Origin of the sequence: Leptospira congkakensis (genome assembly GCF_004770265.1) — a bacterium.
GTDB classification, from domain to species: Bacteria; Spirochaetota; Leptospiria; order Leptospirales; family Leptospiraceae; genus Leptospira_A; species Leptospira_A congkakensis.
Genome location: NZ_RQGQ01000017.1, coordinates 370,634 through 392,579, shown reverse-complemented (window position 1 = coordinate 392,579; position 21,946 = coordinate 370,634). Strand labels below are relative to the sequence as shown.

The following is a 21,946-nucleotide window of genomic DNA, read 5'->3' as shown; positions in this document are numbered from 1 at the left end:
TGGGGGGAAACTGCACTTTAAGAGGATTCGTATGGCAAATGTAGTGAAAATCGGGGTCATTGGTGGAACTGGCCTATATTCAATTGATGGAATGGAAATTATCAAAGAAATCCATCCTGATACACCTTGGGGCAAACCATCGGACACGATCACTATTGGTCGTTTTAAAGGTAAAGAAATTGCATTTTTACCTAGACATGGAAAAGGGCATTCATTAAATCCAAGCGAAGTTCCGGCACGAGCGAACATCGCCGCATTAAAACAGTTAGGTGTAGAAGAAATTATAGCTTTTAGTTCTGTAGGAAGTTTACGCCAAGAAATTGCTCCTAGAGATTTTGTGATTCCTTCACAAATCATTGATCGCACAAAAGCGCGACCATCTACATTTTTCGAAAACGGAATGGTGGCTCATGCTCCTTTTGCTGATCCGTTTTCACCAGGACTTGGAAAAAAAGTAGAAGAAGCCGCAAAACAAATTGGCCTTCCGATTCATTCCAACAAAACACTGATTTGTATGGAAGGGCCATTATTTTCTACAAGAGCTGAATCTCATATGTATAGATCTTGGGGAGCCGACATCATCAATATGACTGTCCTTCCAGAAGCAAAACTAGCAAGAGAGGCTGAGATTCTTTACCAAATGGTTTGTATGTCAACCGACTACGATTGTTGGAAAGAAGATGAAGCTCATGTCACTTTGGAAATGGTTTTGGGTAACCTAAGTAAAAATGCGGAAACAGCTAAGAAGTTACTTTCGGCGCTGATTGATCTTTTAGGAAAATCGGATGATACAAGCCTTGTGGGAAGTACAAAGTTTTCTTTGGTGACTTCACCAGAAAAAAGAAATCCAGAACAAATTGAAAAATTAAAATTCCTTTTTCCAACTTATTTCTAATTTGCCTGAACGGCCTGTTCCAATGTGGGAAAAATTTGGAGCAGGCTTCGGAGTTTGGTAAGCTCCAAAACATATCTCACTTTTTCAGAGGGAGAAATGATTCGAATGTATCCCTTTTGTTTCATCAACCTAGAATGAATCCCCAAACAAACTCCCAACCCGGAACTATCGATATAACTTACCTGTTCAAAGTTTAAATACATATGAGAGATTCCTTTGGAGATGAGAATTTCCAAATTTTCTTTCATGACTTGTGAATTGTAGAGATTGATTTCTCCAGACAATTCAAAGTACACAGCTGTTTCTGCGAGGGGAACAAATTTCTGATGGAGAACTTCCATTTTAAAGTCTCCACTTTCAACTGTGTAATCACTCCAGTTTTCGATCATAAAAAAATTTCCTTTACCCCGTCCGAAATTTGAAACTTGTAGAAGTCTAACCCAAGGTTAAATTTTTGTTGATAACTTTTTTTTAAAACTTCATCGATTTTAGAAAAATGATCCTTCTTGTCTAGTACGAGTACGCATCCACCGAACCCACCACCGATCATTCTCGCACCAGTGACACCCAGGTTCTGTAAAGACGCAACTATGAAATCTGTTTCTGGACAAGACACCTCAAATTCTTTTGATAGCGACCAATGTGTTTGAAAAAGTGATGATCCCACTGCTAAAAAATTACCAGATTCCAAACCATTGATGACTATTTTGGTTCTTTCACGTTCTGAAGTGACATGTAAAGTCCGTTTTCGTTCTTCATTTGTTAGGTGACAGGTATTTAATTCTTCTTCTGATAAATTAACTTCATAAAGTTGCGTAAATTTTGGATATTTTGTTTGTATTTTTATCAAAGCAGACTCACATTCCGATCTTCGTTTATTGTAAGCACTGTCTTTTAAACTATGTTTTACATTGGAGTTGATTAAATAGAACTCGTAATTCCCTAAATCAAAATGGTGGTATGAGTAATTTAGTGTATCCGTATTTAAGGAAATACAGTCATTCATTTTGCCTACAGCAATGATGAATTGGTCCATGATCCCACATTTGGTTCCAACAAAAAGATTTTCGGCCTGTTGTCCCATTAATGCAACTTCCTCTCGAGAAATCGGGAATGAGAAAGTTTCCTTAATGGCAAATCCAGTAACCACTTCCAAGGCAGCTGATGAGGAAAGACCTGATCCTTGAGGGATATCTCCATCCACAAGAAAATCAAATCCAGACACTAAATGTCCTTTTTTCTCAATTTCAACAATCACACCGGCAATATAGTCAGCCCAAGCAGCATTTGGAATGAGTGGTTTTTTCAATTCCACTGTTTGATTATGAGTCACTGAATGTAATTTGTAGGTATTGGTTTCATTTGGGCGCAAATATACCTGCACAGCAAAATCAATGGCAGCGGGAAGCACAGTTCCACCTAAATAATCTACATGTTCTCCAATTATATTAATTCTAGCTGGTGCTTGAAACAAACGCGCAGGTTGTTTTGTTTTTCCAAATATTGATTCAAATCGATTCAAATTTTCTTTACTTCTTAAAGAATCCACTTCATCTTCCTTTCGATGCCATACTTTATTCAAGGACAGGTGCTATGTCGAACCTAAAAATTTCGGATCGTTTTGCGAAATCTTTTCTTACTGAAACTTTGCTTCAGAAAGAATTAGAAAACGCCGAGAAAGCCCGACAAACTCTCATTCAAAAAACAGGACTTGGAAACGAGTATTTAGGTTGGGTTGATCTTCCGAGCCGAACCAGTGCTGAAGAGTTACAAAAGATAAGAGCAGCGGCGGAAACCATCCAGTCACATTCCCAATACTTGGTTGTTGTTGGAATTGGTGGAAGTTATTTGGGAGCCCGCGCTGTTATCGAAGCCTTAACTCCAGAATTTGGAGGCCAAGAACCTCATAAAAAGTCAGTCAAAATTATTTATGCAGGTCATCATTTGGATGCAGATTATCATTCACGATTGCTTGCTTTTTTAGAAAACAAAGAGTTTTCGGTGAATGTAATTTCTAAATCTGGTACTACAACAGAACCAGCAGTCGCCTTTCGATTGTTACTCTCTTTATTGGAAAGAAAATACGGAAGAGAAAATGTAAAAAATCGAGTGTTTGCAACTACAGATAGAGAAAAGGGAGCTCTCAAACAACTCGCCGACGAATATGGGTTTCCTAGTTTTGTAATTCCAGACGACGTTGGTGGTCGTTATTCAGTATTTACTCCTGTTGGTTTGTTACCCATAGCTGCTGCTGGATATAGTATCAACAAACTGATCGATGGCGCCAAACAAATGGAAGCCGAATTAAAATCAAAATCAACAGCCGAAGGAAATATAGCCACTACCTATGCTACAATTCGAAACTGTCTTTATGCAAAGGGTAAAAAAACTGAAATTTTAGTTGGTTATACTCCAGCATTATCATTTGTTTCTGAATGGTGGAAACAGCTGTTTGGTGAAAGTGAAGGAAAAACAGGAAAAGGAATTTTTCCAGCATCCGTTCAATTTACTACGGACCTTCATTCTATGGGACAATACATCCAAGATGGAGAACGCCATTTGATGGAAACAGTCATTAAAGTGGAATCACCAAAACAAGATGTGTATCTAACGGAAAAATCGGATGATCGAGATGGACTTAATTATTTAGCAGGCAAAAAACTTTCTGAGGTAAATCAGAGTGCAATGCTTGGAACACTTATTGCCCATAAAGATGGTGGTGTTCCCTGTTTAGAAATTTCATTACCTGGTTTAAATGAAGAAACCATTGGTGAACTTTTGTATTTTTTTGAATTTGCTTGTGGAGTTTCTGGTTACATGTTAGGTGTAAATCCTTTTGACCAACCAGGGGTTGAAGATTACAAAAACAATATGTTTGCTTTACTTGGAAAAAAGGGATATGAAAAACGAAAGGAAGAGATCCTAAGTCATATTTGAATTTTTAACAAATGATTGTATTTGGGAGAGTTTACTTCCAAATACATCCCTGTTAGAATAAGAATCCCAAAGTTCTTTTGTTCCTAAATCTAAAACATTACCGGAGAATATTTCTCCGGTAATCTCACCGCGAGTTGCACATTCTTTAAAAATATCAGAAAGATCGTAGTATTTGTTTTTTTCTAAATGGATGAGGCAATTGGGATTTAAAATGGCAAGTCCAATATAATAAAAAGACCCCTTCCCAAATTCCAAGATTCCATTTTCTCCAATATTGATTTTTGTGTAATTTTGATCTGGTGGTGTTGGCAACAAGTATAAATGAATTTGGACTCCAGTCGTTAAACTTTGTTTTGGCGAAAAATCGGAATTAGGAAAAAACAAAGTATCTGGATTGATGAGTAAAAGAGGTTTATCCAAAGAATCCTTTGGCAAACCTGTTCGAATTCCCCCAGCAGTTCCCAAAATTTCTTTTTTTTCTTCTAAAACCTCAATTGGAAATTTTTTAAAATCTTTTACATGAGATTTGATTTGTTCACCTAAATAATGTGTGTTGATCCATACATTAGAAATTTTCCATTCATTGAGTAAGTATAAGCTATAATCCAAAAGTGAGATACCTTGTATTTTTAGCAGAGGTTTTGGACAATTTTCAGTAAGAGTTCCCATTCGTTTTCCAAACCCAGCGGCCAAAACAAATGCATTCATAGATTTTTAAAATCCTTATGACGGCTGAGTTCTTCTCGTAAACTTCTAACAAAAATAAATAAGGAATCTGAAAACATTCCTAGTTGGATGATTTCTTCTAATTGATTTAAACAGGCAATAATAGATGTTTTGAATTTTTCTTTTTTGTGATCGGTAACCATTCGAAAATATGTTCCTAATGCTTTGAAAGAACGTTGTAAAGCTTGGAGATAGAATGTATCACTAAATTTTTTTGATTGGTCAACGTTTCTTTCTCGAAAGGATTTTAACATCAAAGATCGAAAGTCTCTAGGTAAGGGGTAATATGCATCGTATAAAATAGAAGCGAGGTCGTATTGAGGAACACCCATCCTTGCATCTTGGAAATCAATCAAAGAATAATCATAATTAGGTGAAACTAGAAGATTGCGACAATGAAAATCCCTGTGAGTAAAAACATTAATTGGATATTGATTCAAATAACCAACTGTTTCCTCAATAAATGCTTTTGCTTCGTTAGAAATTTCTGTCCTAATTTGAAATTCTTTTCTAAACCCTTCAAATTTTTCTAAGGTTAGATTGGTTTCAAAACTTAGTTTTTCCGTATCAAATTTTCTATTTTTAACAATTGGTGGTGGGTCTAGAGACTGGAGTTTTAGAATTAGATCGATTAAGATTGGAAATTTAGTTTTATAATCATTTAGTTTGTAAGTGCTATAGTCTTCTAGTCCCTCGAAGCTCATAAACGTAAGTCCAAATTTCCGATTTACGTCTAAAACTTTTGGAACCTGGATTTTGTTTGTATTTAGAAATTCCGAGATAGTGATAAAGTCTTCGTTTACACTTTCATCCACACAAACCACTTCTTCTGAATTATTTGGAAGTGTTAGGCGAAAGTAACGCCTTGTGGAAGCTTCTTCTTGTAATGGAACTATTTTACAATTTTTTCCGTTACGAGAAAAGATAAAATCTAATTGTGAGTCATTAATTCCTGGATACACTGAAGTCACTAGGTTTCCGTAACCTTGGGAAAAATAAAATGAAATTTGGAACCTTTCCCAGAATTTGATTCTATTTCTAATTGTATTTCAAAATTATCTACGATCTGTTTGACAACAAACATTCCAAGCCCAGTTCCTTTACCTAATTCCTTGGTTGTGAAATAAGGTTCGTAGATTTTATCTAAAGTTTCTTGGGACATACCTTCACCGTCATCGGTAATGATGAGATGAGCAGTTTTTTGATCTAGGTAGGATATAATTTCAATGGTTCCAATATTATTGGTGGCATCTGCTGCATTGAGAAGTATATTAGAAAGAAGTAAAGCAAATTGGTCAGAGTTCATTCGAATAGGAATTTCATCTGTTGATTCTTCTCTTTTGATCTGACAATATTTTAGTTTAGCTGTTTCTTTAAATACATGAAGTACGGCCGTGATTTCTTGGTTTAAATTTAGAATCGTTGATTGTTCATTATTTGATTTTAGCGATTTTCCAAGTTGTAATAAATTTGAAGTAAGTGCTCTCAGTTTTTCCGTTTGATTGAGTGTTACTTTTAAAGCCCTATCTTTTAACATCATATCGGCATTTTCTCTAGATGCCATTTCTACAAATCCTTGAATGGCTGTTAGAGAGTTGTTAATTTCATGGCCAATACTTGCTGCCACCACAGATAAAAATGCTCTTCGTTCTGAATGGATGAGTTGTTCCACCATTACTTTCTTTTGTGTAACATCTCGAATGACTCCAGTATAATACGTATCTCCATCTAAACTATAAGAACAAATTGCAATATCAGCTAAAAAAGTACTCAAATCAGAACGCAATAGTGTAACATCCGATAGTTGTAATGTTGATTTGTTTGATTCTTCGCTGAGTACCTTTGAAACCTGGCTCATATACTTTTGCATTTTATTTTCTGTAAACAAAAGCCTAACGGATTGACCAATTAAATCCAATGGTGTTTTAAATCGTAACATATCAAAACTTGCTTTATTTGCTGATACAACGGTTAATTTAGAATCAATTGTAATAACTGCATCGGAAGTTGCATTGAGAATTGCCGCGTTTTGTCGGTTTAAATCTAAATTTTGCGTTCTAAGTGCTTTTTCTAGTTTTTCCGATAACATTAATTTTTCTAAATCGGAATCTTTTTGGTTTTTTACTTCAATGGCTCGCTTAACGACCGATAGTATTTGAGTTTTATCAACTGGCTTGGATATATATTCAAACGCATGGTAACGAATGGCAGATTCAGCACTTGAAAGATTAGGATTTCCGGTAATCAAAATTACGGGTAAGTTAATTTGTTTTTCTGCAATGAACTTAGTAAAATCTATACCTGACATTCCCGACATTAAAATATCAGAAATTACAACTGAAAAAGTTTCTCCTGCCGATATTCTTTGAATTGCATCCGTAGCAGATTCTGAGAGTTCTATTTGGTACCCCTCTCTAGATAGAACTCTTTTTAAAGCAATTCGGATGTCTTCTTCATCATCTATGATTAAAATTTTATCCATTATCTTCTGTATGGGCAGGGAGGTAAATTTCTACCTTAGTCCCTGTTCCTTCCTTAGTTTTAATATAGATTTCTCCACCATGCTCCGCGATGATCTTTTTGGAAATGGAAAGTCCCAAACCAGTTCCTTGTTTATTCCTTCTGGTTGTAAACAAAGGCAAAAAAACTTTTTCCAAAGTATCATCGTCGATCCCAGGACCATTGTCTTCGACAGAAAATACAACCCATTCTTTTTTTTGATTTTTTACTAAATCGATACCCAATTCTATTTTTGGAGACTGTCTTAGATTTTCCATTTCGGAAAGTGCATTGATGGAGTTTACCACACAATTAATTAGTACTTGTTCGATTTCTTGCCAGCGAACAAAAATTCCTGGTAAATTTGGTCCCGCATGTCTTGTAAAATTGATATTTTTTTTTCGACAACTTACTTCTACTAGTTCGCTTGTTCGAACTAAAATGTAATAAGGAGAAACAAAATCACGATTGGGACTTTCCATTCTTCCTAAATCAAGTAACGCTTTCACTAAATCGCGAATGCGTAAATTTGCCGACTCGATTTTTTTTAAAATGTTTCGTCGTTCATTGGAATCGGTTTCATCAACTGTAATCAAATCATCTAAATACAAAAGTGCACTTTGAAGTGGATTATTGATTTCGTGTGCAAGACCTGCCGCAATTTCACCAATACTTGCAAATTTCATAGATTCGATAAGTTGGCGATCCATTCGTTTGGCTTCAGTAATATCTGAAAATACTAACATTATTTTTTTATCGTTTGGATCATATCGTCTAACTGGAATAAAGCGAATTTCAAAAGTCCGATCTTCACCAAGAAGTGTGTATTCGAATTCTGTTGTTTGAACATTTTGATTTTCGATAACAGAATTTAAATCTTCCATTAATTTTAGTTTCATTTTTTCATCGAAAAAATGGAAAATATCTTCCCCAACTTCAAAAGCAAATACTTGGAATAATAAAAATTTGAATATAGGAGCTATTTCTAAGATTTTTGCATCTTGGTTTATGATGACGAATCCATTGTTCATTGTAGCAAAGAATGTTCTTAGTTTATCTTCACCATATTTTAGAATTTTTTCAGCATTTTGTAATTCAGAAAGATCCAACAGAAGGATTGTAATCCCATCTGGCATATCTTGATTGGTAGTAATAAAACTTTGTAATTGGAAGGTGATCAACTTTCCTTTTTGCGGTTGGAACTCGATTATCTTTTTTATATTTTGTTTTAAGATTTCTTGTTTAAAGTTATCTGATAAACGAAGGACATCAAAGGCATTGTAAGATTGAATTTTTTGAGGTAATAAATGAAAAAAATTTATGAATCGTGCATTTGCATAAATGATGTTTCCGCTGAAATCTATTCGGAGAAAAGGGATTTCCAAATGATCAATGATTTCTGAATTTTCTTCTGTATATTCATGATTCCAGTTTATTGTGATGGAATATATTTCAGTGTCGGATTCAAAGAATTCCGTTAATGATGAAAAATGAACAGAAACGGCTACCTTTTCTAAAGTTTCATTTTTTAGAAACCATTTGTAATCACTTTTTGATTGAGGGTGCGTATGGATTTCTGAAATTAAGAGATCATAGTCATAAAAAAGATTTTGGATTTCAAATGATTTTTGATTCTTAAGTCCTAATCTTTCTTTTGTATTTTGGTCAATGTAAAGAACTTGTTTGGATTTAAGATCGACCAAAACCAATCCATTCTGGGAATGGGAAAGTAGCTGCGATAGTCTTTCAATTTTTGTATTTAACATTATGATAAAATTTTTTTACCGAAGCCTATTCCGAAATTATCAGTCCCAGAGACGTAAATCAATGAAAAATATGGGGGGAACACCCTGTTTCGTTGCGATGGGAGGACATAAAATTTTCTATTGGAAATTTGGAAATGGATCTAAAAAACCGATAGTTTTTTTACACGGTTTGCTTGATGAAAGTTTTGGATTTCGAAGGGTCGTAAAAGAATTGTTAGATGGTGGTTATCCACTCTATGTTTTTGACTTACCTGGATATGGAAATAGCAAACTTCCACTGGTTAAATACCTATATCAAATTGATGTTTGGGCTGATTTACTGCTCGAATGTTTTGAAAAATTGGAATTAAAAGAGATTTGTCTTGTAGGCCATTCCATGGGAGGACTCACCTCTCAACATCTGGTATTAAAAGATAGTCAAAGAAGAGTCCAAAAACTGATCTTACTTGCTCCAGGTGGAATTCCTCATCCAGAACGTGAAAGAATGCGTAAAATTTTATTTCCTAAAACAGAGAAACAAGTAGTATTACTCCTTCGTTATCTTTATGGAGAAGAATTTCCTGAACCTGGATATTTATTTCGCCATACTCTTGTTACTATTTGGAATGAAAAACCCAATGAATATTTACAGGAAAATACCTTAAGACGTGAAAACGAAATATTTTTTGATTCAAAAATGAAAGAAATCCAAATTCCTACTCTTATTTTAGCAGGTGCTGAAGATGAAATCACACCTCCATTTATGATGAAAAAAATGAAGTCTTATATTAAAAAGAGTAAACTAGTTTGGATTCCAAAAGTGCGACATGCAATCCATCTAGAAAAACCAGATGTAGTCGCCGAAAATATCCGAATATTCTATAATACTTAATTACTGACCATCGTCGCCGATGGCATCCACGGGGCACATAGCCATTGCAGCTTTTGCCTGTTTTTCCTCTGTGGGCGTTGTTGGTTGGTTTTTGAAGAAAATGTGACTTTCATCGTCACTATACTGTAATAGGCTAGGGGCTTCCTTAATGCAGTCGTTACAGGGAACGCAGGTCTGGTCGACATAGTATTTCCCTGGGACATTCTCGGGTTGTTTGCTACTTTTATCTGCCATAGAGTATTTTTACTTTTTAACAGACCCCCCCTTATAAAATAAAGCATATATGACGAAAAAGAACATCCTCATCGTTGAGGATGAACCCTTCCTTGGACTCAACATCAAACAGAAAATCGAATCTTTCGGTTTTCATGTGATTGCTGTTGTGCCTTCTGGGGATGAGGCCTTCCAAATTGTTTCGGAAAAAGTTCCGGACCTGATTTTAATGGATATCAATTTGGAGGGTTCTTTGGATGGAATTGAAACCGCTGAATCTTTACGAGAGCAGTTTTCTGTTCCGGTTTTGTTTCTGACTGGTTTTTTGGATGAGACCGCAAAACACCGAATCAATCAAAATCCTTCTTACGCCTATTTGATGAAACCTTTCACCACTGACCAATTGAAAGAAGCGGTTTCTGGTTTTACCGCCTAAGATTTTTTTTCTAACCTTTCCATTCCCATCTTATCAAAAATTCTCTGTTTCCATCAGCACCTTGGATGGGAGATTCTGCGAGTCCTAAAAATTTCAGTTTAGAATCCAAATTTTTTATTTTGCGCCAAACTGTTCGAATCGTATAACTAATATGATGCGAATCTTTTAAAACACCTTTTTCTAATTTGGATGGATGGACTTCAAATTGAGGTTTGAATAAGGAGATCCCTTGCCAAATGGTTTTGGGACTCGATTGAAAAAGAGAAACTAGAGAAGCAAAAACAGGAACTAACGAAATAAAACTCAAATCCATGGTGATCCAAGTTTCTTCTGTTAATGGTTCTAATTGGGGAAGGGTAAGGTCCTTTAAATGGGTTCGGTCAAACACTGTGACTTTTGGATCGTTTGCAATCTTTTGAGCCAATTGGCCGTAACCTACATCCACAGCGATCACTCGTGAGGCACCTTTCTCCAAAAGAACCTGGCAGAAACCACCTGTGGAGGAACCTAAATCAATACATGTTTTGTTTTGGACATTGGTCTTTGGAAACGAATCAAAAGCACCCAGAAGTTTATACGCACCTCGGGAAACATAGGTTTTGATTTTTTCTTTGGTGCGAACGTTGTCTTTTACAGAAATGTTTGTTCCAACTTTTGAAATCACCACATCATTGACGAGCACAGACCCAGAAAGAATTAACGATTGTGCAAGTTTAAGATCAATCGCATAACCTTCGCGAACGAGGTATTCATCCAGTCTAATTTTTTCTTTCGGCAATGTAATTTGGTAATCCTAAAAAGAATTCATTGTTTAAGGAAGGAAAGTTTGTAACTAGAGAAATTGCTTTGGATACGGATTCGTCTCGTAACCTTTTTGTTGTTTCCATTCCATAAAGGCTGGGATAAGTCAATTTGCCAGCTTTGGCATCTTTTCCCGGTGTTTTTCCAAGATCCGCCAGGTTTCCTTCTACATCTAAAATATCATCGGTGATTTGGAATAAAAGTCCAATTTCTTTCGCATAACTAGAGATCACGGATTCTCTCTCCAACCAATCAGGTCTTAAACGATTGCCTAAGAGGAAGGATGCTTCAATCAGAGCTCCCGTTTTTTTTGTATGGATGGATGCGAGTTTGGATTCCTTATCTGTGGCATTCGGACTTTTTTCTTCTTCGATATCTTCCATTTGCCCCAGGATCATCCCATTCATTCCCGCACCTTTGTGCAGGATTTGGATGGAGTCGCGGATGGAGGTGGAATCTGTATTTTCATATAAAGATAAGAGATAAAAACTTAAGGAATTGAGTGTGTCTCCAGCAAGGATGGCAGTGGCTTCATCAAATTGGATGTGGCAAGTGGGCATTCCCCGACGTGTGTCATCATCATCCATTGCTGGTAAATCGTCATGGATAAGAGAATAAGTATGAATGCATTCGACAGCAAGTGCCGCTAAATAAACAGAGAGGTGTTCGTCCCTATTTTGTTTTGTTGGAAAATGGTCTGGGTCAAAAAAAGAATTCAGTACAAAGATGGGTCGGATTCGTTTCCCACCAGCTTTGAGACTATACAAACAAGCATCTGTTATGCGAGTGCGCGGTTGGAACAATTCTTCTGTATAAGATTCAAAAAAAGAATCAAAGAGTTGTTTGGAGTTTTTTAAAATATTGGAAAAGTGAATTGGCACGGGAAAAAGACCGGTTCTCTTTAAAGAACCGATCGATCGATTGGTTCGAACTTAGTTAAGTTCATACCCTTTGAAGAAAAACGCAATTTCTTGAAGTGCGTTTGCTACAGAGTCAGAACCGTGAACTGCGTTTGCTTCTTTGCTTTCTGCAAAGAGTGCACGGATTGTTCCCGCTTTTGCTTCTTTAGGGTCAGTCGCGCCAATTACATCTCTCCAATGTGTCACTGCGTTGTCTCTTTCAAGAGCGCAAGCAACGATCGGACCAGAAGCCATGTAAGTACAAAGGTCATTGTAAAATGGGCGAGCTGCGTGAACCGCGTAAAATTGTTTTGCGTCTTCGAGGCTGAGTTTTAGGAATTTCAGTCCTAGGATTTTAAATCCTTCTTTTTCAATTCTTTGAAGGATGTCACCGATGTGTTTGTTTTTCACAGCATCGGGTTTAAGCATGATAAAAGTTCTTTCCATATCTCCAAAAGCTTGGAGAAACCGAAAAAAGCAATCGAATCTTTAGGTGCCTAAAAAACGAACCAAAAGAAATGATGTTGGGAGAAGATCCATTTTCTCAAATCCCATTTCTTCCCAAACATTTAGATCAATGAGAATCAGTGAATACCCAGTGATTTTATTTAAGGAAATGGGATAGGGATTTAGATCTGTTTCGGGTTGTACTAGGTCATCCACCTTAATTTTGTTCGACTTCATCCCTTTGAGGGATGTTAGTTTTTGGGCAAATCCAAGGATGGGATCTTTTTCCCCTTTGTAAAGGATCGCAACTTTTTCTACAGATTCTAAACCGATGTCAATAAGGACACCCACGGTGGCAGGGCAATAGTTGAGAATCCCTTTGATTTTTCCTCCCGTATAACTGCGAGAAAATAGTGGTTTGGCGGCACCAATGAGTAAAATGTCTGTATGTTTGACTTTGGCAAAATTGACAATTTCATAAGTGACGTTGTCAGTGATGCGGTATTCTGTTTGGACTTGAACACCCATACTAGAGCCTGTTTGGCGAATGGCTTCAAAACTCGCATCACGATAACGACGAATTTCTTCATTCGACAAAGAGTCATTTGGTGAAATATGAAGGGCAGTGATTTCTAAATTTTTCTTTTGGTTGCCGGAAAGGGAATAAGCAAATCGAACCAAACTTTTTCCCATTTTCTCTTGAGCAAAAGCAACTAACACCCGTAACTTGTGATCAACCGGTTTTTCCGTAGGAATTCGTTTTTCTGATTTAGAGAAAAACTTTTGAATTCCATCCAAAAGTGGTCCTGTGGAAAGAGTTGTGACGAGGGCCATCAAAACAAAGACCGCAAAGATTTCTGGACTTAAAATTCCTAGATCATATCCAATATTGAGAACCACAAGTTCCATCAGACCTCGTGTATTCATAAGAGCACCGATAGAAAGTGCATCTTCCCAGTTGGATCCGGAAACTTTTGCAGCAAAAGCACTTCCCACAAATTTTCCAACAACAGCCACAAGGATGACAAGGCCAAACACCATCCAAAGATGAGATCCATTGAGTAGACCAATTTCTGTTCGGAGTCCTGTGATCACAAAGAAAATCGGTAGGAATAAAATGACTGCAACATCTTCAATTTTTTCTGCGATGAGTTTTTTGAGGTTTCCTTCTGCTGGCATAATCACACCGGCAAGGAAGGCACCAAATAAAGCGTGAATTCCTATGACTTCTGTTGCAAGAGAGGACAAAAAGAGAATCATTAAAATAAGAGCTACAGCCGTTCTTGTTAAGTTTTCCCTTGAGATATAAATGGAACCCAAACGTTTGAGAAAGGGAGCCACTAGATAAATCATTGTTAGGATATAAGCAAAAGAAAGTCCGACAGTGAAAAGTGCTGTATTGAGATTTCCTGCTTTGGAAATGGTAACAATGATCGCAAGTAAGATCCAAGCCGTGATATCATCCGCCGCCGCACAAGTGAGGACCATAGCACCGAGCGGAGTCCTAGTGAGATTTCTTTCTTGGAGAATTCTTGCAAGTACGGGAAAGGCAGTGATGCTCATTGCAATTCCCATAAATAGTGAAAATGATAAGAATCCTACATTCTCCGGTGCGTAATCCGTATAAAAATAATAAGCCAAAATCATCCCCAAAAAGAAAGGAAAGATGATACTCGCATGGCTAATCACAACGGCAGAGTGGGCTTTGTTTTTAAGAACGGAGATATCAAGTTCCATCCCAATGATGAACATAAAAAGAACCAAACCAATTTGGCTGAGGGTTCCTAAAGTGGGTAGGCTTGATGGCGGAAATAAAAATCCCATGGTCTCTGGGAAATAGTACCCGAGAAGTGATGGCCCAAGTAAAATCCCGGCCACGATCTCTCCCATAACGGACGGTTGTTTGAGTTTTCTAGAAAATACATACCCAACAAATCTAGCGGCACCACAGACAATGATGATTTGAAGGAAAAGAAGTGCTAACGGGTGATGGAACCGGTTGAAAAAGTTTTCCGCATCCAGATGTTCACCAGAAACTAAAACAATATTTTTGGTTACTTCGAGGAGAGTCCCTGCTTGTAAAAGGAAATAACCAAGGGAGCCAAACAGAAGTATGGTGAATCCATAAAACAAAGAAGAACGCGTTTTCATAGAATCCTCATTTTCTCGTTAAATGGAGAATTTTTTTGTAAGGGCTTCGCCCACAATGTCTGGAACTTGGTTGGATACAGCTCTTCCATGTCTTGCTACTTCTTTGACGATTGTGGAAGACACAAAAGAGTATTCATTGTCCGCCATCAAAAAATAAGTTTCGATTTCAGGAGCCAATTTTTTATTCATAAGAGAGATCGCATATTCGTAGTCAAAATCTGTGACAGCACGAAGCCCACGTAAAATCACACGTGAGTTTTTTTCCTTACAATAGTCTACAGTAAGACCTTCGAAGGTATCAATTTTGATTTTGTCCCAACCTTTAAAAACCTTTCCGATCATTTCCACTCGTTCTTCTGAAGAAAATAGGGAAGATTTTTTTGAGTTAATGGCCACTGCAATAATGATCTCTTCGAATAACGGATGAGCTCGCCGTATGATGTCGAGATGACCGTTGGTGAACGGATCAAAAGAACCTGGATATACGGCGATATTTTTCATCTTATTTGTTTACCCTTGCCCATTCTTTCATTGGCAGTCCGTAAAGGTTGATAAAACCTTCAGCGTCATATTGGTTGTACAATTCTTCTTTTTCAAATGTAGAGAGTCCTGCATTGTAAAGAGATTTCTTGGATTTACGTCCCACAACGGTGCAACTTCCTTTGTACAATTTAATTCGTACAGTTCCGTTCACATATTTTTGTGTGTAATCCATATAAGCACGCAAAGCATTCATTTGGTTGGAATACCATTGGCCATTGTAGATATAACGAGCAAACTCTTGAGAGAGTTCATCTTTTTTGTGTTGGGTATCACGATCGAGTGTGATGGATTCCAAATCACGGTGAGCGATATGAAGGATGGTTCCACCAGGAGTTTCATAAACCCCGCGAGATTTGATTCCCACAAGTCTGTTTTCTACGATGTCAACTCGGCCCACTCCATTTTTTCCACCTAAATCGTTAAGTGTTTCCATCACTTCGAGTGGATTTAGTTTTTTTCCATCGATGGCAACACAGTCCCCATTTTCAAAATCTAATTCTAAATAGGTTGGTTTGTCAGGAGCTTTTTCTGGAGATACGGTTAGGATAAACATATCTTCTTTTGGTTCGTTGTATGGATCTTCTAAAATCCCACCTTCAAAAGAAAGGTGCATTAAATTTCTATCCATACTATATGGTTTAGCGGCTGTTACAGGAACTGGAATTCCTTTTTTCTTTGCGTATTCAATTAGTTCTTCTCGGCCACCAAAGTCCCAAGTTCTCCAAGGAGCAATGATTTGTAAGTTAGGCGAAAGTGCTTTGAAGGTTAATTCAAAACGAACTTGGTCGTTTCCTTTTCCTGTGGCTCCATGAGAAAAAGCATCAGCACCTTCTTTAGTTGCCACTTCCGCCATAGCTTTGGCAATGAGTGGCCTTGCGAGAGAAGTACCTAATAAATAACGCATTTCATAAATTGCATTTCCCCGAATCGCAGGGAAAATAAAGTCTCGTGCAAATTCTAAACGTAAGTCTTGGATGTACACTTTTGAGGCTCCGGTGTTTTTTCCTTTTTCTTCTAGACCGGTAAGTTCTTCTTTTTGACCAACATCAGCGCAAAAAGCAATGACTTCACAACCGTAGGTATCTTTCAACCAAGCCAGGATGACGGAAGTATCGAGTCCTCCGGAGTAAGCGAGAACGATTTTTTTGGGAGCAGGTTTCTCTTTCATAGAATAAGGTCAAAATAAAAGAAAAAACTAAGAACACAATTAAATATTGTCTGAAACGAAGTTGTGTAGTAGATTTGGTGGATGCGTTTTCCCGTTTCTTTTTCTGTTTTTGTAACCATTACAGTTTTTACAATCCACTGCCAAAAGCATGTTGTACCACAAGAGGAAATCTCTAAACACGTTCCCAGTCCAAAGGTTTACATCCAAAAGGACGGAGCAGGAAAACGCGGAAGTTTTCTAGGGATAGAACCCTATCTCAACCAATACAGTTACGCCAGTGATGAAAGTTTTTATCTGACTTTGAATGAATATTTCCGTATGGCAAAAGACAACGAACTTCTCTTTGTGGATCGCAGCATCGTTGTTCTACCGGAATACATTGGAACTTGGCTTGTTGTGACTGCCGAGGACAAATCCATTTTTGCATCGAAATCAATCCAAGAGGCTATGGAAGTTTTGGTAAAACAAAACTTGGGTTCTTTTCTTTGGCATTATCTCTTTAGTAATTCTTACTCATCTGACAAATTAAAAGAAACACTCTTTCGAATGAAGGCATGGCAAATGACTGACAGATACCAATCTGTTTTTGCAAGGCTTGCCAGAGAGTATCGAGTGTCCATCGTGGCGGGTTCCATCGTTTTGCCTCATCCCAAAGTCATTGAAGGAAAAATCACCCCGACAGATGGGCCTTTGGAAAATGTAAGTTTTTATTTTCATCCAGATGGTCGAGTGGATGACAAAATGGTTCGAAAACTTTTTCCCATTATCGATGAGAAAGAATTTTTAAAAGAGGGAAAGTTAGAAGAAAATCCGAGTTACCAAACTCCGCTGGGTAAGTTATATACAATGGTTTGTGCCGATTCTTGGTATCCAGAAGTGTATACCGAATTCAAAAAATCAGAATCGGAACTACTTGCCGTACCTTCTTTTGTCTCTCCGACCGATTCTTGGACTATGAAATGGCAAGGTTACAACGGTTATGCGAATCCTAAAGATGTCGATCCAAAGGACATTGGTTCTATTTCGGAACGAACCGCTTGGAAAAAATATGCGATGGCAGGTCGTCTAAAAGATCCTAAAGTAAAGGCAGGAATCAACGTCTTTTTCCGAGGAGAAATTTGGGATCTAGTAGCGAATGGAGATGCCTTTTTAACCATCGCTGGAAAATCAATTTCGAATGCAGTGAAAGAAGAAAAAAACCAAGGAAGAATTTATGTACTCTTTCTCTAGAAAATCCTTTTTGGCCCTATTACTTTTTTGTGCGGGTATTAAATCCAAGATCCGTTATTTCTATTTTAGTGATTCAGAAACGAAAACGGTGACTGCTTTTTCAGAAGTAGTGCTTCCCATCTCAGAGCCTGGAATGCCAAATTTAGAAGAAGCAGATGTTATGCGAAGATTAGATGAAGAATTGTATTTTGTATCGGAAGAAATCCAAGAGGATTTTCATTCGGCAGTTATGGTTTTGGAATACCTTCCTATTTTTTATGGGCATTTTAGTTTTTTCTCAAATCTTTCACGGGAAAAACGGGAAGAACTATTGTTCCTCTGGGCAGAAACAGATTCGGATATTGTTCGGGCTGTGGTTGGAAATTTGAAACTTCTGGTTTGTCTTGTTTATTATGGCCACAAATTAACTTGGGCACCAATTGCTTATCCGGGACCTTTTGCGAACCCTCCTGAGAAATGGAGCGAGGCAAGAATCCACTACCAAAACTTGGTGAAAGGGAAGGAATTCTAAGATGAAATCAGGGATTTATCGTGATTACAAAAGTTATGCGAAGAAAGAAACCATAGTTGTCGATGTAGTCGTGATTGGTTCGGGATGTGGTGGGTCTACCATGGCCTATGAACTTTCCAAAAAAGGAATCAAAGTGGCTCTCATCGAACAGGGTGGAAATTATCATACAGGAACCTTTGACAATCATGAGCTGAATATGGGAGGTAAAGTTTCTGCGGAGAGAAATTTCCATACCACTGCTGATGGTGGGATTAACCTTGTGTATGGAAATAATTTGGGTGGGGCCTCTGTTCATTACTGGGCTGACAGTTATCGTACACCTGACGATCGGTTGTTATTATGGAATCGCAAATACGGAATCGATCATCATCTTCCCGAAGATTTACATTCCTATTGGTCAGAATTGGAAACAGACCTTCATGTGACTCCGGCCGGCGAAGAATACTTTAATCCGATGAATCGACTTTTTAGGAACGCATCACAAAGATTAGGTTGGGAAGGGCATGCGGTTCCACAAGCTAGGAAAAATTGTCAGAAGTCTGGTCACTGTATGCAAGGTTGTATGTTTGGAGCCAAACAATCCCAACTTGTGACTCATATTCCAAGAGCTGTTCAATTGGGTACAGATGTTTATACTGATCTTCGTGCGGAAAAGTTAGTGATACATGGACAGAAAGTTGCCGGACTCGAAGCTGTGGTGATTGATAGAAGGACACTTCGACCTACGGCCACAAAGGTAACTTTCCAATCCAAAGCAGTTTGTGTTTCCGCAGGTGGATTTGGAAGTTCAACTTTTTTACTTCGTAATGGTTTTAAAAGACAGTTACCAGCTCTCGGTGAGTTTTTGGCAATCAATCCTTCACCCATGGTACATGCGTTATATGAAGAATCCATCGTGCAATGGAGAAATATTCCCGCAGCTTATGGAGTTGAGGATTTCCGATTGGCAAGGTATCAAAATGGAAAGTACAAAGAAGGTGGGTATATGCTGATGCCAAATCAGTTGCAACTGGCCACTCTTGCGGCCCTAGTTCCTAGTTTTGGAAAAGACCATTATTCTTATATGAAACAAATGGAACATTTAGGTGGGACCATTGGATGGATTGATGATGTGGATGGAGAACTAGGTTCCATCGAAGTGGATTTATTTGGAAAAAGAAAAATCAATTATCCATTTGGAAAAGTCACCAAACAAATATTTAGCGATCTGACTTACAAACAAATGAAGTTAAATTTTGAAGCAGGTGCAAAAGAAGTTTTCCTTGCTGGTATGAAACTTCGTAAATATTCAGAAATGCCTAAAAAAGAAGAAATTGATGCTCTTGCTTGGAAACCTGCGGAATTTCCAATGGCAGCTCCCCATCCTGCTGGTGGATGTCGGATGGGGAAATCAAGAGAAACTTCAGTTGTGAATTCTCGTCACCAGGTTCATGGATATCAAAATTTGTTTGTGGCTGACTCTTCCGTATTTCCTACGGGAGTCAGTGTGGATCCAAGTTTTACCATTATGGCTTTTAGCAAAAAAGCCTCAGAATTTGTAACGGATATTATGTGAGATTTTTATTTCTAAAAACGGCTACGGTTTCTACGTGGTCGGTTCTAGGAAACATATCTACCGGTTGTACGGAATTTAAGAAATATTGTCTTGCGAGTAAATTTGTGTCTTCGCGTAAACTCAATGGATCACAAGATACATAGACTATTTTTTTAAAACCCATTCCTAAAATAGTTTCTGCCACTTCCACACCTAGGCCTGTACGCGGTGGATCAAGTACTAAGGTGTCATAGTTTTTTCCAAAAAGCGTTGGTAACACTTCTGCCACTCTCCCTTTACGAAACCGTACATTATGTACGTGATTGTATTTTACAGATTCAAGGGCAGTTCTATGTGAGTTGGGGTTTTCTTCGATCCCCATGACTTCTTTACAGTTTCCGGCAATCCAAAAAGAGATGGTTCCAATTCCTGAGTAAGCATCAATGACTCGGTTCTCTGGTTCTATTTCATCCAAAACTAAATTGTACAAACTGGGAGTTTGGATGGGATTTACTTGTAAAAAAGTGGAAAGGCCTACGCGGAATTTATGTTTTCCAAAATGTTCATGGATGTATGGTCTACCCCATAACAAGTGTTCTTCGCGACCTAGCGCCATTGTTGTATGTTTTGTATTGATGTTTTGGATGATTCCGACTATTTTCCCAAATTTTCCTGTTTTACCAATTCGGTTTTGGATGGCAGTATGCAGTCTTTTGGAAGCATCTTTGGCATGTGGTAGGTCTTCTTTGGCAGTGACGATTCCAAGGATGATTTCTCCTGTGGAAATTGATTTTCTTGCCACGAGGTATTTCATCATTCCTCGTTTGGATTTTTCGTTATACGGAAGAAGGCCTTCTCGTCTAGCCCATTGTTTGACAGCCAGTGCAATTTCCGTAAGACCTTGGTCTTGGATTTGGCATTCGGTTTGGTCGAGAACAAATGTGGATTCTCTATTAAAGAGCCCTAATGTAAGTAAAGTTTTATTGCCTATATTCCTTCTACCAAAAGGGAGTTGGATTTTGTGTCGGTAGTATTCGGGAGAAGGACTGGGAACAATCGTACGAAATTCTAAGTGGCGATAGGTTTTGAAAAGTTCTTTGATGTTTTGTTCTTTTTTGCGAAGTTCTTTGTTGTAATCAATATCTAAATAATTACAGCCACCGCAGGTTCCGAAGTGGGTACAAATTTTTGTACCAGGATTGGTTGTTGTCATAGTGGTTTTCCGGTTCCTACAAGTTCGGATACATTCGAAAGTTTCTTTTCTTTTACCACTTTGTCGAGATAAGAACAAATTTGGTAAGGGAGGAATGGTCCTTCATAAATATAACCAGTGTAAATTTGAATGAGGTTGGCACCGGCTTCCATCATACGTTGCGCTTTTTCTCCTGAATCGATTCCACCTACACCAATGATGGGAATTTTACCTTGGAGAGTTTTGTAAGCAAGGGACACAAATCGAAGGGATCTTTCAAAAAGTGGATCACCTGAGAGTCCACCTTCTGGTGGATTTGTTTCGCCAAGAATTTCTTTATTCAGTGTAGTATTGGTCAGAATGACACCATTAATTTTGTAATCCAAACAAATCTTTAGATTTTGAATTAACTCTTCTTCTGATAAATCAGGTGCGAATTTTAAATACAATGGTATGGGAAACTTTTGGTCGAAAGCCGATAGGATTCCTTCTATCAGATCGATGAGAGATTTTTTGGATTGGAGAGAACGTAAACCCGGAGTGTTGGGAGAGCTGATATTGATCACAGCGTAATCCCCATAAGGAACTAGTTTTTTTAACGTATAGACATAATCACTCACTGCATTTTCTAATTCAGTGACTTTGGATTTGCCAGCGTTGATTCCACGAATTCCAGACTTTTGTTGTTTCTTTAAATGTATTTCTACTTTGTCCGCACCTGGGTTGTTGAATCCCATTCGATTGATGAGAGCTTTGTGTTTTGGATAACGAAAGAGTCTTGGTTTGTCATTACCAGGTTGTTCTTTGGCAGTAACAGTTCCGACTTCGATGAATCCAAATCCCATATGAATCATTGTGGGAAATAGTTCTGCTGTTTTGTCAAAACCTGCAGCAAGTCCTAATGGATTGGGAAAATGAATCCCTTGGATGGTTTGTTTGAGTCTTTCTGATTTGTATGCAAAAAGGGAAGAAAGAGTTTTGTGGAAAAATGGAATTTTTTGCGAAAGCGAAAGGATTGTTGCCGCCAAATGGTGCGCGGATTCTGGATCTAAATGAAAAAGTATAGGTTTGATGAGGTGATTGTAAAACAAAAGGAGAACCCTAACGTTGATTCTTTTTTCACGCTC

General features: G+C 37.7%; 22 protein-coding genes. 7 read left to right on the top strand and 15 right to left on the bottom strand.

The genetic code is table 11. The features are described 5' to 3' along the window. Positions 1–31: 31 nt before the first annotated feature. Positions 32–895, top strand: a complete 864-nt coding sequence (gene mtnP, locus EHQ70_RS15340) for an S-methyl-5'-thioadenosine phosphorylase (protein ID WP_135587835.1) — start codon at positions 32–34, stop codon at positions 893–895. Here mtnP and EHQ70_RS15335 read toward each other — a convergent pair. Beyond that, on the bottom strand, positions 892–1,284 hold the full coding sequence (locus EHQ70_RS15335; RefSeq protein WP_135587834.1) for an STAS domain-containing protein: 393 nt from the start codon (positions 1,282–1,284) through the stop codon (positions 892–894). The two genes, mtnP and EHQ70_RS15335, sit on opposite strands and share 4 nt — an antisense overlap. Further along, the gene (gene galK, locus EHQ70_RS15330) at positions 1,281–2,444 is read right to left on the bottom strand and encodes a galactokinase (RefSeq protein ID WP_135588504.1); all 1,164 of its coding nucleotides are present in this window, start codon (positions 2,442–2,444) and stop codon (positions 1,281–1,283) included. Before galK ends, EHQ70_RS15335 begins: the two co-directional genes overlap by 4 nt. A 44-nt stretch (positions 2,445–2,488) precedes the next feature. On the opposite strand from galK, the gene EHQ70_RS15325 reads away from it, so the two are divergent. After that, a complete protein-coding gene (locus EHQ70_RS15325; protein WP_135587832.1) occupies positions 2,489–3,832 on the top strand; it encodes a glucose-6-phosphate isomerase in 1,344 nt (447 codons plus the stop codon). Here EHQ70_RS15325 and EHQ70_RS15320 read toward each other — a convergent pair. Genes EHQ70_RS15320 through EHQ70_RS15305 form a run of 4 tightly spaced genes read right to left on the bottom strand, consistent with a single transcriptional unit; the run spans position 3,818 to position 8,823 of the window. Further along, positions 3,818–4,540 (bottom strand): NTP transferase domain-containing protein, encoded by a 723-nt coding sequence (locus tag EHQ70_RS15320; RefSeq protein WP_135587830.1) that lies wholly within the window; start codon positions 4,538–4,540, stop codon positions 3,818–3,820. The two genes, EHQ70_RS15325 and EHQ70_RS15320, sit on opposite strands and share 15 nt — an antisense overlap. Further along, the gene (locus EHQ70_RS15315) at positions 4,537–5,529 is read right to left on the bottom strand and encodes an aminoglycoside phosphotransferase family protein (RefSeq protein WP_135587828.1); all 993 of its coding nucleotides are present in this window, start codon (positions 5,527–5,529) and stop codon (positions 4,537–4,539) included. Before EHQ70_RS15315 ends, EHQ70_RS15320 begins: the two co-directional genes overlap by 4 nt. Then, on the bottom strand, positions 5,529–7,040 hold the full coding sequence (locus tag EHQ70_RS15310; RefSeq protein WP_135587826.1) for a hybrid sensor histidine kinase/response regulator: 1,512 nt from the start codon (positions 7,038–7,040) through the stop codon (positions 5,529–5,531). Before EHQ70_RS15310 ends, EHQ70_RS15315 begins: the two co-directional genes overlap by 1 nt. Continuing rightward, a complete protein-coding gene (locus tag EHQ70_RS15305; RefSeq protein ID WP_135587824.1) occupies positions 7,033–8,823 on the bottom strand; it encodes an ATP-binding protein in 1,791 nt (596 codons plus the stop codon). Before EHQ70_RS15305 ends, EHQ70_RS15310 begins: the two co-directional genes overlap by 8 nt. Before the next feature lie 61 nt (positions 8,824–8,884). Here EHQ70_RS15305 and EHQ70_RS15300 point away from each other — a divergent pair, with 61 nt between their 5' ends. Continuing rightward, positions 8,885–9,694 carry an alpha/beta fold hydrolase gene (locus EHQ70_RS15300; protein WP_135587823.1) on the top strand — a complete coding sequence of 270 codons (810 nt, stop codon included), beginning with the start codon at positions 8,885–8,887 and terminating at the stop codon, positions 9,692–9,694. Here the strand turns inward: EHQ70_RS15300 and EHQ70_RS15295 are convergent, their stop codons facing one another. Beyond that, on the bottom strand, positions 9,695–9,928 hold the full coding sequence (locus EHQ70_RS15295) for a ferredoxin (RefSeq protein WP_135587821.1): 234 nt from the start codon (positions 9,926–9,928) through the stop codon (positions 9,695–9,697). A 49-nt stretch (positions 9,929–9,977) separates the two neighbouring features. Here EHQ70_RS15295 and EHQ70_RS15290 point away from each other — a divergent pair, with 49 nt between their 5' ends. Further along, entirely contained in the window at positions 9,978–10,343 is a 366-nt protein-coding gene (locus tag EHQ70_RS15290) for a response regulator (RefSeq protein ID WP_135587819.1), read from the top strand. A gap of 10 nt (positions 10,344–10,353) precedes the next feature. Here the strand turns inward: EHQ70_RS15290 and EHQ70_RS15285 are convergent, their stop codons facing one another. Genes EHQ70_RS15285 through EHQ70_RS15260 form a run of 6 tightly spaced genes read right to left on the bottom strand, consistent with a single transcriptional unit; the run spans position 10,354 to position 16,352 of the window. Further along, entirely contained in the window at positions 10,354–11,121 is a 768-nt protein-coding gene (locus tag EHQ70_RS15285) for a TlyA family RNA methyltransferase (protein WP_135587817.1), read from the bottom strand. Next, positions 11,102–12,025: a polyprenyl synthetase family protein gene (locus EHQ70_RS15280; RefSeq protein ID WP_135587815.1), complete on the bottom strand. Its 924-nt coding sequence runs from the start codon at positions 12,023–12,025 to the stop codon at positions 11,102–11,104. Before EHQ70_RS15280 ends, EHQ70_RS15285 begins: the two co-directional genes overlap by 20 nt. Positions 12,026–12,076: 51 nt before the next feature. After that, positions 12,077–12,490, bottom strand: coding sequence for a nucleoside-diphosphate kinase (locus tag EHQ70_RS15275; RefSeq protein ID WP_135587813.1), 414 nt, complete (start codon positions 12,488–12,490; stop codon positions 12,077–12,079). Between the two features lie 42 nt (positions 12,491–12,532). Beyond that, the gene (locus EHQ70_RS15270; RefSeq protein WP_135587811.1) at positions 12,533–14,641 is read right to left on the bottom strand and encodes a cation:proton antiporter domain-containing protein; all 2,109 of its coding nucleotides are present in this window, start codon (positions 14,639–14,641) and stop codon (positions 12,533–12,535) included. Between the two features lie 18 nt (positions 14,642–14,659). Then, entirely contained in the window at positions 14,660–15,142 is a 483-nt protein-coding gene (gene coaD, locus EHQ70_RS15265) for a pantetheine-phosphate adenylyltransferase (protein WP_135587809.1), read from the bottom strand. 1 nt (position 15,143) lies between these two features. After that, on the bottom strand, positions 15,144–16,352 hold the full coding sequence (locus EHQ70_RS15260; RefSeq protein ID WP_135587807.1) for an argininosuccinate synthase: 1,209 nt from the start codon (positions 16,350–16,352) through the stop codon (positions 15,144–15,146). Positions 16,353–16,433: 81 nt separating this feature from the next. Between EHQ70_RS15260 and EHQ70_RS15255 the strand changes: the two genes are divergently transcribed. From EHQ70_RS15255 to EHQ70_RS15245, 3 genes are read left to right on the top strand one after another with little or no spacing between them, the layout of a single operon-like run. Next, a complete protein-coding gene (locus tag EHQ70_RS15255) occupies positions 16,434–17,582 on the top strand; it encodes a nitrilase-related carbon-nitrogen hydrolase (RefSeq protein WP_135587805.1) in 1,149 nt (382 codons plus the stop codon). Beyond that, entirely contained in the window at positions 17,566–18,093 is a 528-nt protein-coding gene (locus tag EHQ70_RS15250) for a hypothetical protein (RefSeq protein ID WP_135587803.1), read from the top strand. Before EHQ70_RS15255 ends, EHQ70_RS15250 begins: the two co-directional genes overlap by 17 nt. 1 nt (position 18,094) lies before the next feature. Further along, complete coding sequence (locus tag EHQ70_RS15245; RefSeq protein ID WP_135587801.1) at positions 18,095–19,648, top strand: FAD-dependent oxidoreductase; 1,554 nt, start codon at positions 18,095–18,097, stop codon at positions 19,646–19,648. On the opposite strand, the gene rlmD is transcribed toward EHQ70_RS15245, so the two are convergent. Continuing rightward, the gene (gene rlmD / locus EHQ70_RS15240) at positions 19,641–20,840 is read right to left on the bottom strand and encodes a 23S rRNA (uracil(1939)-C(5))-methyltransferase RlmD (protein WP_244288363.1); all 1,200 of its coding nucleotides are present in this window, start codon (positions 20,838–20,840) and stop codon (positions 19,641–19,643) included. The genes EHQ70_RS15245 and rlmD overlap by 8 nt on opposite strands. Continuing rightward, positions 20,837–21,910, bottom strand: a complete 1,074-nt coding sequence (locus EHQ70_RS15235; protein WP_135587799.1) for a quinone-dependent dihydroorotate dehydrogenase — start codon at positions 21,908–21,910, stop codon at positions 20,837–20,839. The genes rlmD and EHQ70_RS15235 overlap by 4 nt, the downstream gene beginning before the upstream one ends. Positions 21,911–21,946 lie beyond the last annotated feature (36 nt).